The 13,946-nt window shown below is 30.8% G+C and carries 15 protein-coding genes and 2 tRNA genes; 9 read left to right on the forward strand and 8 right to left on the reverse strand.

Annotated features, from left to right (window positions below; all coding sequences use genetic code 11):
* The first annotated feature begins 76 nt into the window (after positions 1-76).
* The 7 genes from ABNT61_RS13215 to ABNT61_RS13245 are packed head-to-tail and all read left to right on the forward strand — an operon-like array spanning position 77 to position 5,987.
* Positions 77-781: a FadR/GntR family transcriptional regulator gene (locus tag ABNT61_RS13215; RefSeq protein ID WP_348710453.1), complete on the forward strand. Its 705-nt coding sequence runs from the start codon at positions 77-79 to the stop codon at positions 779-781.
* A gap of 31 nt (positions 782-812) precedes the next feature.
* Positions 813-2,096: an MFS transporter gene (locus ABNT61_RS13220; RefSeq protein WP_348743578.1), complete on the forward strand. Its 1,284-nt coding sequence runs from the start codon at positions 813-815 to the stop codon at positions 2,094-2,096.
* A gap of 26 nt (positions 2,097-2,122) precedes the next feature.
* Positions 2,123-2,878 carry an SDR family NAD(P)-dependent oxidoreductase gene (locus ABNT61_RS13225; RefSeq protein WP_348710450.1) on the forward strand — a complete coding sequence of 252 codons (756 nt, stop codon included), beginning with the start codon at positions 2,123-2,125 and terminating at the stop codon, positions 2,876-2,878.
* A 20-nt stretch (positions 2,879-2,898) separates the two neighbouring features.
* Positions 2,899-3,921 (forward strand): sugar kinase, encoded by a 1,023-nt coding sequence (locus tag ABNT61_RS13230; RefSeq protein ID WP_348743579.1) that lies wholly within the window; start codon positions 2,899-2,901, stop codon positions 3,919-3,921.
* 10 nt (positions 3,922-3,931) lie between these two features.
* Complete coding sequence (locus ABNT61_RS13235; protein WP_348710447.1) at positions 3,932-4,435, forward strand: LacI family DNA-binding transcriptional regulator; 504 nt, start codon at positions 3,932-3,934, stop codon at positions 4,433-4,435.
* On the forward strand, positions 4,436-5,104 hold the full coding sequence (locus ABNT61_RS13240; protein ID WP_348743580.1) for a bifunctional 4-hydroxy-2-oxoglutarate aldolase/2-dehydro-3-deoxy-phosphogluconate aldolase: 669 nt from the start codon (positions 4,436-4,438) through the stop codon (positions 5,102-5,104).
* 46 nt (positions 5,105-5,150) lie between these two features.
* Positions 5,151-5,987 carry a DMT family transporter gene (locus ABNT61_RS13245; RefSeq protein ID WP_348743581.1) on the forward strand — a complete coding sequence of 279 codons (837 nt, stop codon included), beginning with the start codon at positions 5,151-5,153 and terminating at the stop codon, positions 5,985-5,987.
* 55 nt (positions 5,988-6,042) lie between these two features.
* Here the strand turns inward: ABNT61_RS13245 and ABNT61_RS13250 are convergent, their stop codons facing one another.
* The 8 genes from ABNT61_RS13250 to ABNT61_RS13285 all read right to left on the reverse strand — a co-directional run bounded on the left by ABNT61_RS13250 (position 6,043) and on the right by ABNT61_RS13285 (position 12,264).
* Complete coding sequence (locus ABNT61_RS13250; protein WP_348743582.1) at positions 6,043-6,300, reverse strand: hypothetical protein; 258 nt, start codon at positions 6,298-6,300, stop codon at positions 6,043-6,045.
* A gap of 117 nt (positions 6,301-6,417) precedes the next feature.
* Positions 6,418-6,981 (reverse strand): hypothetical protein, encoded by a 564-nt coding sequence (locus tag ABNT61_RS13255; protein WP_348743583.1) that lies wholly within the window; start codon positions 6,979-6,981, stop codon positions 6,418-6,420.
* 67 nt (positions 6,982-7,048) lie between these two features.
* The gene (locus tag ABNT61_RS13260) at positions 7,049-7,567 is read right to left on the reverse strand and encodes a hypothetical protein (protein WP_348743584.1); all 519 of its coding nucleotides are present in this window, start codon (positions 7,565-7,567) and stop codon (positions 7,049-7,051) included.
* A 101-nt stretch (positions 7,568-7,668) separates the two neighbouring features.
* On the reverse strand, positions 7,669-8,253 hold the full coding sequence (locus ABNT61_RS13265) for a hypothetical protein (protein WP_348743585.1): 585 nt from the start codon (positions 8,251-8,253) through the stop codon (positions 7,669-7,671).
* A complete protein-coding gene (locus ABNT61_RS13270) occupies positions 8,253-10,403 on the reverse strand; it encodes a hypothetical protein (protein ID WP_348743586.1) in 2,151 nt (716 codons plus the stop codon). Before ABNT61_RS13270 ends, ABNT61_RS13265 begins: the two co-directional genes overlap by 1 nt.
* 10 nt (positions 10,404-10,413) lie before the next feature.
* Entirely contained in the window at positions 10,414-11,841 is a 1,428-nt protein-coding gene (locus tag ABNT61_RS13275) for a T9SS type A sorting domain-containing protein (RefSeq protein ID WP_348743587.1), read from the reverse strand.
* Positions 11,842-12,082: 241 nt separating this feature from the next.
* Positions 12,083-12,168, reverse strand: a tRNA-Leu gene (locus ABNT61_RS13280).
* Between the two features lie 24 nt (positions 12,169-12,192).
* A tRNA-Gly gene (locus ABNT61_RS13285) sits at positions 12,193-12,264 on the reverse strand.
* A 180-nt stretch (positions 12,265-12,444) separates the two neighbouring features.
* Here ABNT61_RS13285 and cyoE point away from each other — a divergent pair.
* Positions 12,445-13,344 (forward strand): heme o synthase, encoded by a 900-nt coding sequence (cyoE, locus tag ABNT61_RS13290; protein ID WP_348743588.1) that lies wholly within the window; start codon positions 12,445-12,447, stop codon positions 13,342-13,344.
* A 1-nt stretch (position 13,345) separates the two neighbouring features.
* Positions 13,346-13,930: a cytochrome c oxidase subunit 3 gene (locus ABNT61_RS13295; RefSeq protein ID WP_348723185.1), complete on the forward strand. Its 585-nt coding sequence runs from the start codon at positions 13,346-13,348 to the stop codon at positions 13,928-13,930.
* Positions 13,931-13,946 lie beyond the last annotated feature (16 nt).

The following is a 13,946-nucleotide window of genomic DNA, read 5'->3' on the forward strand; positions in this document are numbered from 1 at the left end:
CAGTATTAATGGTGCAATTGAGAACTATTTTATTAAATTTGGTTAACCAATTATTTTTTATTCTAAAATTAAGAACATGAACTTAGAAGCTCTAAAAAAAATAGAAGCAAATAACAGCGTTCAAAACGCAGTTATTCAGGGGATCAGAGATTTGATTAATTACAAAAATCTTGAACCTGGAGATAAGCTTCCGTCAGAAAGAATGCTTTCTGAGAAATTTGGAGTGAGTAGAAGTGTAATTCGAGAAGCAATTCAAAAATTAGAGTTCTACGGCTTACTTGTTTCAAAACCTCAAAGTGGAACTTTTGTGGCGAATATCGGAATCATTGCATTAAATGGAATGATAGAAGATATTCTAAGGCTTAGTGATCCTAGTTTTAAATCTCTAGTAGAAACTAGAATTTTATTAGAGCTTAAAACAGTGCGATTGGCTGCATTAAGAAGAACTGAAGAAGAATTAGATCTTATTAAAGAAGCTTTAAATGCCTATACCAAAAAAGTTCTCGATGGTGAAGATGCTGTTCAAGAAGATTTACTTTTTCATTTAGCTATCGCGAAAGCAAGTGGAAACAGTACAATGAACACGTTCATGTTAATGATTACTCCTGAAATTATTACCAATTTCGAAAAGTATCACGTCTGTGATAAAGATCAAGCAAAACAAGGAATTAAAGAACACGAAGCAATCTTTTTAGCCATCAAAGATCAAAATCCTGAATTGGCTAAGCAAAAAATGAAAGATCACTTTAAAGAACTATACAAATACTGTTACAATGTGTGAGTAACAGCCTAACTTAAGGATAAATTTTAGAATGAAAATAATTGGACTCAGGTGGTGGATAATAGCACTGATATTTATCGCTACCGTAATAAACTATGTCGATAGGACAGCATTCGCCCTACTCTGGCCTCAGATGGGTGAAGATTTAGGAATGGATAAAAAAGATTATGCATTACTCCTAAATGTATTCATGGCAACGTACGCTGCAAGTAAATTTCTTTCAGGTAGATTATATGATAAAATCGGAACTCGAATTGGGTTTACCATATCAATCATCGTATGGTCGTTAGCCGCAACTTTTCATGCCTTTGCAAAAGGTCTTTTTTCATTGTCTTTTGTACGAGGAATGTTAGGTCTTGGAGAAGCAGGTTTATGGCCAGGAGCGGTTAAAAGTAATGGAGAATGGTTCCCTGTAAAGCAAAGAGCTTTAGCACAAGGAATTTTTAATTCAGGTGCTTCTATCGGTAATGTTATTGCTCCAGTTATTATCGTTTTTTTATATGCCAGATTTGGATGGAAAACTACCTATATCATTCTCGGTTTAATTGGGCTGATTTGGGTAATTCCGTGGTTAGTAATTAACAAAAGCAATCCTAAAAATCATCCTTGGATTACAGATGAGGAGAAAGGAATCATCTTTGGAGATCAAATAGAAGAGGTAGAAGAATCAACAGAAAACAAGAAGAGCTTAAGCTTAAAAGAAATTCTAAGTTTTAAGGAATCTTGGGGAGTTTTATTATGTCGCTTCTTTATTGAACCTATATGGTGGTTTTTTGCAGGTTGGATGCCCATTTATTTGAATTCCAAATTCAATTTAAGTATTGAACAAATTGGTAACACCATGTGGATTTCATACTTAATGGCCGCTGCAGGAAGTATTTTAGGTGGTTTGTTTACAGAACAAATGATAAAGAAAAGTTCTGTTGATTACGGACGAAAAATAAGTATTGTGGTCGGATGTATTTTGATCATAGTTGCTTTCGTAAGTATTATTCTGTTTGTAAAAGAAACCAATTTCATGACTTTCATTTATTTGGCAGGTGTTGCCTTATTCGGTTTTCAATTTGCAATTGGAAATATCCAAACACTATCAAGTGATTTACTAAAAGGTCCTTCCGTAGGAACATTAGCAGGTTTAGCAGGAACAGTTGCCGCGGTTTCGCCTATGATTATGAACTGGTTTATCGGTCAAATTACAGGTGGAGGATCATATGTTCCAGCATTCGTTGCCATCACAATTTCAGTGGCATTAGCAGTATTGGTCGTATTTCTTCTGATCAAAAAAGTCAAATTAATTGACGTAAAATCTAGTTAAATATTTAATTAAAAAATAAGCATAAAATGAGTAAAAAAATAGCAATCGTAACAGGAGCTACAGGTGGTATTGGATTTGAGGTTGCCAAAAGATTAGGAAAAGATGGTTACACAGTAGTTTTAAATGGAATACAACACGAAGAAGGTGCTCAAAGAGTACAAGAGTTATCTTCTGAAGGAATAGAAGCAGAGTATTATGGTTTTGATGTAACTGATGAAGAATCGGTAAGTAAAAACATCAAAGCAGTTGGAGAAAAGTATGGAAAAATAGACGTCTTAGTAAACAATGCTGGAGGTCTTGGAGGAAGATCAAGATTTGAAGAAATGACAACCGAGTTTTACAGGTTTGTTATGGCATTAAACTTAGATTCTGTGTTCTTCGCTTCTAGAGCAGCAATTCCATATTTAAAGAAAGGAGATAATCCAACAATTATAAATTATACGTCAAATGCAGGTTGGAATGCAGGTGGTCCGGGAGCTGGAATTTATGGAACTTCAAAAGCTGGAGTTCATGCAATTACCAGAGCTTTAGCTAAAGATTTAGCGGAATATGGAATTCGTGTAAATGCAGTATCTCCGGGTACAATTGATACACCTTTTCACGCACAGATTAAATCTACAAAACCAGAGGTTTTTGCATCTTGGAAAAACAACATTTTACTAGGTAGATTAGGACAACCAGAAGAGGTGGCATCTGTAGTGTCATTTTTAGCAAGTAGTGATGCATCATTTGTTACCGCAGAAACAATTCAAATTGGTGGTGGACAAGCACTAGGAATTTAAGAAGACAAACAACATTAATAATGAGTAAAATAGTAACATTTGGAGAGATAATGTTACGCTTATCAACTGAGCGACATTTACGATTTATTCAAGCAAAAACATTCGCTGCTTCCTACGGAGGTGGCGAATTTAATGTAGCTGTTTCTTTAGCGAATTATGGTTTAGAAACAGATTTCATCACTAAAGTTCCTGAGAATGATATAGGAGCTTGTGCCGTTAAGGAAATGAGAAAACTAAAAGTTGGTCTTGATAATGTGGCTTATGGAGGCGAACGTTTAGGAATTTATTATCTAGAAACTGGCGCAGGAACTCGTGGAAGTAAAGTGGTTTACGATAGAAGTAATAGTTCTTTAGCAACTACGAAACCTGGTGATTTTGATTGGAAAAAAATATTTGAAGGTGCTACTTGGTTTCATTGGAGTGGAATTACTCCAGCAATTTCAGAAAGTGCAGCAAATCAATGTTTGGAAGCTGTTAAGGCGGCTCATGAATTAGGATTAAAGATTTCTTGTGACCTAAATTACAGATCTAAACTATGGAAGTATGGAAAACAGCCTTCTGAAGTGATGCCAGAATTACTTTCCTACAGTCACGTGATTTTAGGTGATATTGACACTGCATATTTCATGTTAGGAAAAAACAAGGTGAATCCTAATTATCAAGATGAAAAGTCATTACCATCTTTATATGATGCGCTTTTTAAACTTTGTCCTAATTTAGAATTTGTAGCTACAACTCTTCGATATTCTGTAAGTGCTTCACATCAAAGAATCGGAGGTGTATTATATGATGGCAAACAAATATATAATGCGCATATTAAAGAAGTAACTCCAGTTGTTGATCGAGTGGGAAGCGGAGATGCCTTTATGGGCGGTTTAATTTATGGATTGCAAACCTACAATCAAGAGTTGCAAAAAGCACTAGATTTTGCTGTTGCGGCATGTTGTTTAAAGCATACCATTTCTGGGGATTACAACTTAGTTACTTTAGAAGAAGTTGAGAAAATGATGACTGGAGATAGCACAGGAAAAGTATCGAGATAAAAATTGAGCTATGGTTACATTAAGAAAAATATCACATATAACAGGATTTTCCATTTCTACAGTTTCTAAGGCATTAAATGATGGAATGGATGTAAGTTTTGAAACTAAAAAATACATTCAACGTGTAGCTGTTCAGAACAATTATATTCCAAACAAGGCGGCTATTTCTTTACGAAAGAGTAAGTCTAATATCATTTCAATTATAGTACCTAAAATCAATGAAATTGTTTTTGCTGAAGTGTTGTGTGATATTCAAAAATTAGCATCTAAAAGTGGATACAGAATTATGCTGTATCAATCATTGCATAATGTAACAAAAGAGGAAGAATTTATTAAAGAAATTAATGATGGAAGCGTTGATGCTGCCATAATTATTTCTACTACAAGCTGTGAAATTCCAAAAGAGAATACAATTCCAGTAAAGGTTTTAAAAATTAGAAAAAATTACAATTGCGAAGAGGTTAAAAAAGATTGTATCAATAATTTTAATCAGCTTCTAAAACAAATAGCATAAATGGCCCAATACTCAAGACTAGAAGTAGTAAAAGTAATGCAAGAAACAGGTGTAGTACCATTGTTTTTTGAAAGTGATGTAACAATAGCAAAGAAGGTTTTAAAATCGTGCTACGATGGTGGTGCACGTTTATTAGAGTTCACATCACGAGGTGATTTTGCATTTGAAGTTTTTAATGAACTTATAAAATATTCAATTGATGAACTTCCAGGGATGATTTTAGGTGTTGGTTCCGTTACGGATGCAGCAGCAGCATCTTTGTACATGCAAATGGGAGCAAACTTTATAGTAACTCCTGTTTTTAGAGAAGATATTGCAATAGCATGTAACAGACGAAAAGTACTATGGTCCCCAGGTTGTGGTTCTCTCACAGAAATAGCGAAAGCTGAAGAATTAGGTTGTGAGATTGTAAAATTATTTCCTGGAAGCATTTATGGACCAGAGTTTGTAAAAGCAATTAGAGGTCCGCAACCTTGGACAAGTATTATGCCTACTGGTGGTGTTTCTCCTACAAAAGAAAGTCTTGAAAAGTGGTTTAATTCTGGTGTTACTTGTGTCGGAATGGGATCGAAGCTTATTATGAAAAATGATAGTGGTAATTACGATTTCGATAGAATTGAAAGCACTACAAAGCAAGTGATGAAGTGGATTAAAGATTTAAGAAAATAACTGATTTATTCAAGGATTACTTGGTAATACTCTTTACATTAGTAGCATGAGAAAGGCAATTATTTTCATGATTATTAGTGCGCTGTCATTTTCCGTATTAAATATATTGGTAAAAGATTTACGCCACTTTAATGTGTATCAAATTGTTTTCTTTAGATCAATTATTACACTCTGTTTCACCATTCCTTTATTAATCAGGAATAAGATCAATTTATTGGGGAATAAAAGGCGTTTGCTACTGGCCAGAGGAACTATTGGTTTTATAGCAATGACATTGTTTTTTACTTCTTTACAATATTTAAAAACAGGTACAGCTGTTTCTATTCGATATATCTCACCAATATTTGCAGCAATATTTGCCGTATTCTTATTAAGAGAAAAAATTAGATGGAATCAATGGATCTATTTTGCAATTGCATTTTTAGGTGTTTTGATTTTGAAAGGATTTGATACCGATGTAAGTACTATTGGTTTTTTGATTGTTCTTGCATCTGCAGTATTAACAGGTTTAGTATTTATTTTAATACGAAAAATAGGAGCTAGCGATCACCCATTAGTAATCATTAATTATTTCATGGGAATTTCGGCCATCATTAGTGGAATTTTCACATTGTTTTATTGGGAAACACCGACAAACTTAGAATGGTTAACTTTCATTAGTTTAGGTGTTTTCGGTTACTTCGGACAATATTATATGACCAAAGCATTTCAAACCTCAGAAATAAATAAATCTGCTCCATTAAAATATATTGAAGTTGTATTTACAATGCTAGCTGGTGTTTTTTGGCTGGATGAAAAATATACTATCATTGGTTTAATAGGAGCTGGAGTTGTAGTAACTGGTGTGGTGTTAAATACTTTATTTGTAACTAAGAATAAGTGATAATAAAACATTAATAAGAAAAAAAAGCCGAAACAATTTGTTTCGGCTTTTTTGTTTAATGTAGAGGTCGGTCAAATTCTTTCATATAAAAGTTTATAATTAAAGAATCGCCTTTTTCCACTTTTATCTTTTTTGTTTTTAACGATACATATCCCAGTTGAAGAATATGAATGACATGAGAGGAATTGTATTGAACTGAAATGGATTTACTTTTTATAATTACTCCATTTACAAAACAAAATGGAGTAATTAGCTTTTTAGTTCTATCATTATCAATAGATATTGATGTAAATCTATCTTTAGACTTCAGCATCTTAATGGTTATTTGCTAATTTTTATTCAGCTTATAGCTTGAACATCCTAATAATAAAGTGAAACAAAAAAGTATTAAAAGTTTAGCTCTAATATTTACTATTTTTCTAATCTAAAATCAATCTATCCAGACTAGTTGTTTAGCAAAATATTCCCATTTTCCATTAGTTCTTTTAAGTAAAAATAAATTTCCTGACGCTATAGTTTCTCTATAAATGAGAGCATAGTTTTGATTAACAGAAAACAACGGTATTGAGTAACTTAACCTTTTGTTATTGGAGTTATTGGTTTTAAAATAATCTTTTTCTATAAGTTGTTTCCAGTTGTCAATTTCATTTTGTTTTAGCTGACAACGCATATACTCAAAATCGTTACTATCAAAAAATTTAGTAAAATCAATAATATCTTTCTTAGACTTAATTTCAATTTTTGACATCATAGAAAGACCTTCAGATTTTAAGAACAATTCAAAACTCTCGTTTGATATTGTTTTCTTTAAAACGTTTTGATGTATAACGGTGTTAAGTTGCTCTTTTTGTGTGATTAATTCCTGTTTGATTAGCTCTTTTGTTACTTCTGTATTTTGGCACTTTTTATGGCTTTTTTGTTCTTGTGCTCTACAAGAAATAAAAGCTACAGAAAAATAGAATAATCCTATGGTTAAAACTTTATGGAATTTCAAAATTACCTTAATTTATTGATTTAACAATCTTTTTTATGAATTTTAGGTTGTTACTATGTTCTATTTACTATTCAATCCAAATACTTTTAGAACATGCAAATGTCCATTTATTTTGTTTTTTAATTAATAAATTAAAAGACCCTCCATAAGTTCCTGTTTTATGATATATAGCAGCTTTGTTTTGTCTAAAAAGTATAGGATAAGAAATAAAAGAGATTTTTAAACTTTCCTTTTTTATTTTTAAATCTACTGAAGGGTACATTCTTTTTAGGTTTACCCGGTTCAAATTTTTAGTTTTCTGTTTTATAATTTTTAATTCTTCTTTTGTAATAACCTCTTTACTATCAGTACATAAGTCAAAATCAAAGTCATTTAAGTTTATATAAGTATCTAAACTTTGTTTTAAATCTTCATCTATAGTCTTGTAGTAAATTGATTGTTTTTCGGACAAAAGCGATAAAATTTCTTCCATATCATTATTAGTATCATAATTTTTATATGATGAACAACTAACAATAAATATTAGTAGGAAAAGAAATTTAATCGCATTTTTGACCTTTTGCATTAGCTCTTGCGTGTCTTTCATCTTACATTAGGTGCTCTAAGAATTTAATAATAGTTAGTTTTACAATTACTTCCTTGTTGTTTATAATTAGATTTAATCTTATTGTATAAAATAAATTTTAACTATTCTTTAGGTTTAGGTGGCTTTATGAAATTATCATAGCCTTTACTTAAATCATAAAAAACATTAAGAGTATTAGCTTTCTTATTTGTATTTGTAGTTTTAAAATTCTCGAAGCTTTCGATTAATTTATTTATTGTTTCATAGAAAGATTCTAAATCATTACTTGGTATTATTTGCACTACAGCCTTGTCAGGAGAAGATGAATAATAAGGGCTTCTACCATTATTTAAAAGGTGTTTTTCTAAAACATTGTTAATTTGAGAGAAATGAAATTTCCCTTCTTCTGATACGATTGAATCTTTAGCAACACTAACAATATTTCTCTCCTTTATAAGACCATTAGAGTTTATAAATAAAGCTATTTTAAACTTCCCTTTGTAATTTAAATAAGAAACTTTACTTAAGTTACTATTTTCAACAAGAATATTTTCGAGTTCTTCGATTGATTTTACCTTATTACTTATCTCTATTAGAGATGAGTTATTTTTTTCAAAATAATCTTTAGATGGATAATAAGCACTTCTATTTTCTTTACAAGAAAATAGAATGCTTAAAATAGACGTTAGAATTAATATTTTTTTCATTACTGGCAATTTATGTTATTAAAATTACTATTATCATTTACTGTTTTTTGATTAATATAATAACTAGAGCTAGTATTTTTATCAAGATTAATATAGTTACCATTATCATAGTAACCATCGTAACCATATTTTCTCAATCCATCCCAACCAAATCCCATATAATATTCTAATGGATAACTGTTATTATCTAATGCTCTTATTGCTTTCGCTATAGGCTTAACAAATCTATCTGCCATATGCTGATGTTGAGCTTCACTAGTAGCAAATGTAGGGTCATTGTTTGACTTGTAATGTTTATACCAAAAAAGGAGATTTTCTCTTTGGTTAGGGTCTAACCCTTGTTGGTATTCATCAACATATTTAAAAATTTCTGCATGGATAGCTTCGTGTAAAATTGTTGCAGCAAAATCTAAATTGGAATTACCTAATCCTTGAACTTTAATTTTAATGTTTCCATTAGCTAAATCAGAAGCATCAGTACACGCATCTTGACCTGTACCACATGCACCATTCTCAATGGTTAAGTTATAACGATTATTGTTTTCAAATTGTTTTATTGTAGATGCAAATAAACTTAGAGATTTAAGTTTATCATAAATACACTTAGCTCTTCCACTTAAACTATTAATAATTCTATCTTCAAAGTTTATATCTTCAATTCTTATAATATTATCACTTAATAATTCTAAGAAACCTAAAATAAAGTATTTATCAACACTAGGTATTATATTGTTTATTTTAGTTTCATCTGCAAATTTCACTATTTCTATTGCTTGTTCGAAATGTGTAAGCATCCAATCTTTCTCATCGTTAATAATGTTCAATTCATCAATTAGCTTTGCTATTCTTGCCCCTTCAGCTAATTCATTATTAATTTTGGCAATTTCAGATTCATAGTTATTCCCAACAATTGAAATAATTTGATTGTCAGGAATTGGTTCTGAATTTTCTTGATTATCTAGAGCCTGTGCTTCACGTAGTCTTTGTAAATATTCATCTGCTTTATCAGGATTAGCATTTAACCATTCGTATTCGTTTGGATCAGTTATGTTAAACTGTCGAACAATTTTATCAACATTAAGAGATGCCCCCATAGAGGTTAGATTTTTCAATCTATTTAATTCTGCATTCATTAATGCTTGATGTTCAGCTTTGGCTATTGCATTGTAAAATGGAGAATTATTGTATTTATCTCTTAAAATAATACGCCAATGCTCATTATGAAAAAGACCAAATTCAGTATAATTTTTCTGAACCTCTGTTTCAATAAAACTCGGAGTAGCTATTTGAATTTTATTATTAAAATTTTCAAAAACTCCTCCAGGAAGAAAATGAGGATAACTTACATAGTTGTTGTGTTCTTGAAAATAAATTTGAAGCTGCATCATATTCAATCTGTCCCAAGGGTTATATCCATTATAAAAACTGTTCTTTTTATTAAATGCTAAAGTTTCTAATTCGCTATAAGCAGATGATGAAATCATGGCATTGATGTTATTTAACATAGAATAAAACTGATCGGATTGCCAAAGCCCATCAATAGTAGAATTATTTACTATTGCTCTAATACTATTTAATTCAGAAATTGTACGAATATCTTTTAAAGGAGTACCGTTTACTTTAAAATCAGCATATAAAGAATTGTCTAAATTACCTCTATTGATTTCATTTTCACGATGTGATAAAGCCTTTAATCCTTTTAATCCTAATTTTTCTGCATTATTAGCACTGTGATAAGATGAGCTTATTTTCTGTTTTGCTGAAGGAGCATTATTTCTGATGTATTTTTTTTCAGTTTCTTTGAATAAATATTCTTTGGCTTCATTATATGAATTAAATGTTTTATTGTATTTACTTCCTATATAGTTTTTTAAGATATCAGTTTGTCTATTATACCAATCCCAAGCTTCCTGTTTTGCTGCTTCTATAACAGCTTGATCGTTCGCAAGAGCGTAATAAAAATCACTACTAAAAGTAAAGTTAAAATCAGCAATATCTTCATTTACACAATTACAGCTTTTTCCTAAAATAGTACCATTACTTCCTAAAAATTCATCATTCGTAGTACCATCTACATTTTTAAATTGAGCATTTAATGTTGTTGTTAGCGAAAACAACACAATTGCTAAGATTTTATATATATTCTTCATCTTTTTCAATTTATTTCTTTACAATAATTCTTGTTTTTCTTTCATTATCAACCAAAACAGTTATCACATACAATCCATTTTTAAATTGACTTCCATCTACATAATAGTGGTATTCACCTGCTTTTTGAATAGCACTTGGTTTAATCATCTGTTCGTTACCACCATTGACACTTGCAACATTTACAGTAGTAGTAGCTTTTTTATCTAAAGCATATGATATGATTAAATCGTTTTGAAATGGATTAGGATATAATTTTACAAACTGTGCTTCTTGTTGTGTTAATGCTTCTAAGGCATCATTAGATAATTCAGTATCTGAGTTTGCGAAAGTTGTTTTCTTTTGAAGTACAATTTTTATTGGTGCAGCAGGTTCATTCCAGTTATTGATAAAACTCTCGATAGTTCCAATTAAATATTCTTTATCACCAATATTGGTTTTTGAAAATTCAACAGAAGTTATGTTATGATTTAATTCATTTGGAATACTTTCTTTAAATGAAGTGTGCGGAAGTTTGATTTGTAATTCATCATAATACAATGCATTATCAATTAAAGTGAAGTCAGCATTTTTATTCTCATCATTCACATTCCATAAAACAGAAAAATTGTTCTCTTCCTCATTGTAGTTTATTTCAAGTTCAAAAGGCAGTTTTTGTTCGATATTTTCTCCTGCCCAATCAAATACTAATAATTGACCTTTCCAAACACCATTCAAACTGTTGTCTTCTCCTAAAGAGAAACTTTGAGTATCGGAATTATTAGAGTTTGTAAAAGAAGTTTCAATATCAGAACTTTCAATTTCAGAAGTATTTTCATCATTAACCAATTCATTAATAGCAGGAAAATTAGTTCCTAACAATTCATTAGCCTTGGTAATATCTTTAGCTACTCCATAGCCATAATGATAACAAACACCTAACCAGTACTTAGCCATTGGATGTTTACTTTTTTTAAACCATTGAATAGCCTTAGCATAATCTTGTTTGATGTTTCCATACCCTTTCAAGTATAGGTAGCCAAGACTATAACTAGCTTTACTATTTCCTTTTTCAATAGCTTTTTCAAACCAATATCTAGCTTTGTTAAAATTTAGTTTACAACCTTTGCCGTACTTGTATAAAATACCAAGGTCAGCAGCAGCTAATGAATTTCCTTTTTTAGCAGCAGATTCTAGTAATTCAAATGCTTCTTTATGCTTGTTTTTATCATCAGAACTCATATAAATTCTACCTAAAAGAATTTCGGAAGTAGTGTTTCCATTTTTAGCGCAAGGAGTTAAAAGTTGAATACTTTCTTGGAGGTTTTCTTGTGAAGTTTGATCTTCTTTTAATACTTCTAAGGCTTTAATAAGATTTGCCTTACAATCAATATCTTCTTGTTGAGCATTAGTTCCAATGTTCATAAAGAAGACTACTAATAGCAATTTAGTAATTTTCATAATAATTTATTTTAAACAGTTATTTATTACTATTCAAAATGAATAGTAAATAAAAAAATAAGATGAGGAAATCATAGTAATACAATTTTCCTTTTCCTTTCAATTTTACACAAATGTATTAAAATAAATTAAGTATTAATTTTTTAATTGTAGTAGCTTAAGTATGTTTAATGGCTGGTGTCAAATACTTTATGATTATTTTTAAAACAAAAAAGCCGAAACAAATTGTTTCGGCTTTTAGTACTGAAGGCGGGACTTGAACCCGCACGAGCATTACGGCTCATTGGATTTTAAGTCCAACGTGTCTACCAATTCCACCACTTCAGCATTGGTATTTTATATAAGGTTCTGAGCGAAAGACGGGATTTGAACCCGCGACCCTCACCTTGGCAAGGTGATGCTCTACCCCTGAGCTACTTTCGCGTAGTCTTTGTCTAAGATCGTGTGCAATCGTGATTGCGGGTGCAAATATACAACCCTTTTTTAATCTGCAAAACAAAAATCGATTTTTTTTTAAAAAAAGTTTAAATAATCAATAAAACGTAAATTTTATGGTGGTTACATTTATATAGAATATCTTTGCAGAAATTTTTTAAAAGCAAGGTGGGTTCAGTTTTGACGGCAGATAAATCGGTTTTAAAAACACTTTTCTTAGATTTTAAACAACTGACAAAAGTTGGTTTATCAGTAAGTGTTGTGTTTACTTCAGTAGCTGGCTATTTATTAGGAGCAGAAACAGTAGATTATTCTATTGTACTATTATTAAGTATTGGTGGTTATTTAATGGTTGGAGCTTCAAATGCATATAATCAAGTAATAGAAAAGGATATCGATGCCGTAATGCAAAGAACTAAAAACCGTCCTTTACCATCAGGAAGAATGAAATCTTCTACTGCATTAATTATTGCAACAGTATTTACAATAGCAGGTATAGCAATTTTATATGCCATAAATCCAAAATGTGCGTTATTCGGAGCTATTTCCATTTTTTTATATACAAGTGCTTATACTCCTCTTAAAGCTGTTACACCTTTAGCGGTTTTTGTAGGAGCAATTCCAGGAGCAATTCCTTTTATGTTAGGTTGGGTTGCGGCAACAGGGAGTTTTGGAATAGAGGCAGGATTCTTATTTATGATTCAATTCTTTTGGCAGTTCCCTCACTTTTGGGCGATAGGTTGGTTGCAAGATGAAGAATATAAAAAAGCAGGATTACATATGTTGCCAATGGATAAAAAGGATAAAGGAGCAGTTGCTCAAATTATTTTTTATACCTGTGTGATGTTATTAATTTCTATAGCGCCTGTATTAAAGGTTACAGGAAAATTATACATCTATCCAATAACAGCAGTTATTGTTGCTCTTTTAGGAGTACTTATGTTGTTCTACGGAATTAAATTATACAAATCTCAAGAAAATATAGATGCTAGAAAATTAATGTTAGCTAGTGTTTTTTATATCACAGTATTACCAATTATATACGTAATAGATAAATTTTTACATTAAAATGAGTGAAGTTCAAGTAGATCAAGAGATGAGAGAAGCGAAAAGGAAGTCGGCAAAGCCTATGCTTTGGGTTTCTTTAATAAGTATGGTTATGTTTTTCGCTGGATTAACAAGTGCATACATTATTAGTGCTACAAGAGAAGATTGGGTTGTTTTCGATTTACCACAAGCCTTTTATATAAGTACGCTATTCATAATATTAAGTAGTGCTGCATTATTTTTATCTCAATCTTTCTTAAAGAAGGACGATTTAAAAAAGTCAATGATGTTTTTGATAGCCACTTTTGTGCTAGGTTTAGCATTTGTGTGGTATCAATATGTAGGATTTAAAGAATTAGAAAGTTTAGGATTATATTTTACGGGTCCAAAAAGTACAGTGTCAACTTCTTTTGTAATAGGGATAACATTTATTCATGTTTTGCACCTATTGGCGGGAATTGTAGTGCTAATTGTCGTTATTTATAATCATTTTAAAAAGAAGTATTCATCTGCCAATATGCTTGGGTTTGAACTAGGTGCAATCTTTTGGCATTTCGTAGATTTAGTATGGATACTTTTATTTTTATTCTTTAAGTTTTACAAGTAATATAAAATGCGTAATT

This window comes from Tenacibaculum sp. 190524A05c, from assembly GCF_964036595.1.
Classification (GTDB): Bacteria; Bacteroidota; Bacteroidia; order Flavobacteriales; family Flavobacteriaceae; genus Polaribacter; species Polaribacter platacis.

What these genes read in the sequence shown, in the direction of transcription:
- ABNT61_RS13250 (WP_348743582.1), bottom strand. Translation starts at nt 6,300, where the DNA reads ATGCTGAAGTCTAAAGATAGATTTACATCAATATCTATTGATAATGAT.
- ABNT61_RS13235 (WP_348710447.1), top strand. Translation starts at nt 3,932, where the DNA reads ATGGTTACATTAAGAAAAATATCACATATAACAGGATTTTCCATTTCT.
- ABNT61_RS13220 (WP_348743578.1), top strand. Translation starts at nt 813, where the DNA reads ATGAAAATAATTGGACTCAGGTGGTGGATAATAGCACTGATATTTATC.
- ABNT61_RS13275 (WP_348743587.1), bottom strand. Translation starts at nt 11,841, where the DNA reads ATGAAAATTACTAAATTGCTATTAGTAGTCTTCTTTATGAACATTGGA.
- ABNT61_RS13230 (WP_348743579.1), top strand. Translation starts at nt 2,899, where the DNA reads ATGAGTAAAATAGTAACATTTGGAGAGATAATGTTACGCTTATCAACT.
- ABNT61_RS13215 (WP_348710453.1), top strand. Translation starts at nt 77, where the DNA reads ATGAACTTAGAAGCTCTAAAAAAAATAGAAGCAAATAACAGCGTTCAA.
- ABNT61_RS13225 (WP_348710450.1), top strand. Translation starts at nt 2,123, where the DNA reads ATGAGTAAAAAAATAGCAATCGTAACAGGAGCTACAGGTGGTATTGGA.
- ABNT61_RS13295 (WP_348723185.1), top strand. Translation starts at nt 13,346, where the DNA reads ATGAGTGAAGTTCAAGTAGATCAAGAGATGAGAGAAGCGAAAAGGAAG.
- ABNT61_RS13240 (WP_348743580.1), top strand. Translation starts at nt 4,436, where the DNA reads ATGGCCCAATACTCAAGACTAGAAGTAGTAAAAGTAATGCAAGAAACA.
- ABNT61_RS13270 (WP_348743586.1), bottom strand. Translation starts at nt 10,403, where the DNA reads ATGAAGAATATATATAAAATCTTAGCAATTGTGTTGTTTTCGCTAACA.
- ABNT61_RS13260 (WP_348743584.1), bottom strand. Translation starts at nt 7,567, where the DNA reads ATGAAAGACACGCAAGAGCTAATGCAAAAGGTCAAAAATGCGATTAAA.
- ABNT61_RS13265 (WP_348743585.1), bottom strand. Translation starts at nt 8,253, where the DNA reads ATGAAAAAAATATTAATTCTAACGTCTATTTTAAGCATTCTATTTTCT.
- ABNT61_RS13245 (WP_348743581.1), top strand. Translation starts at nt 5,151, where the DNA reads ATGAGAAAGGCAATTATTTTCATGATTATTAGTGCGCTGTCATTTTCC.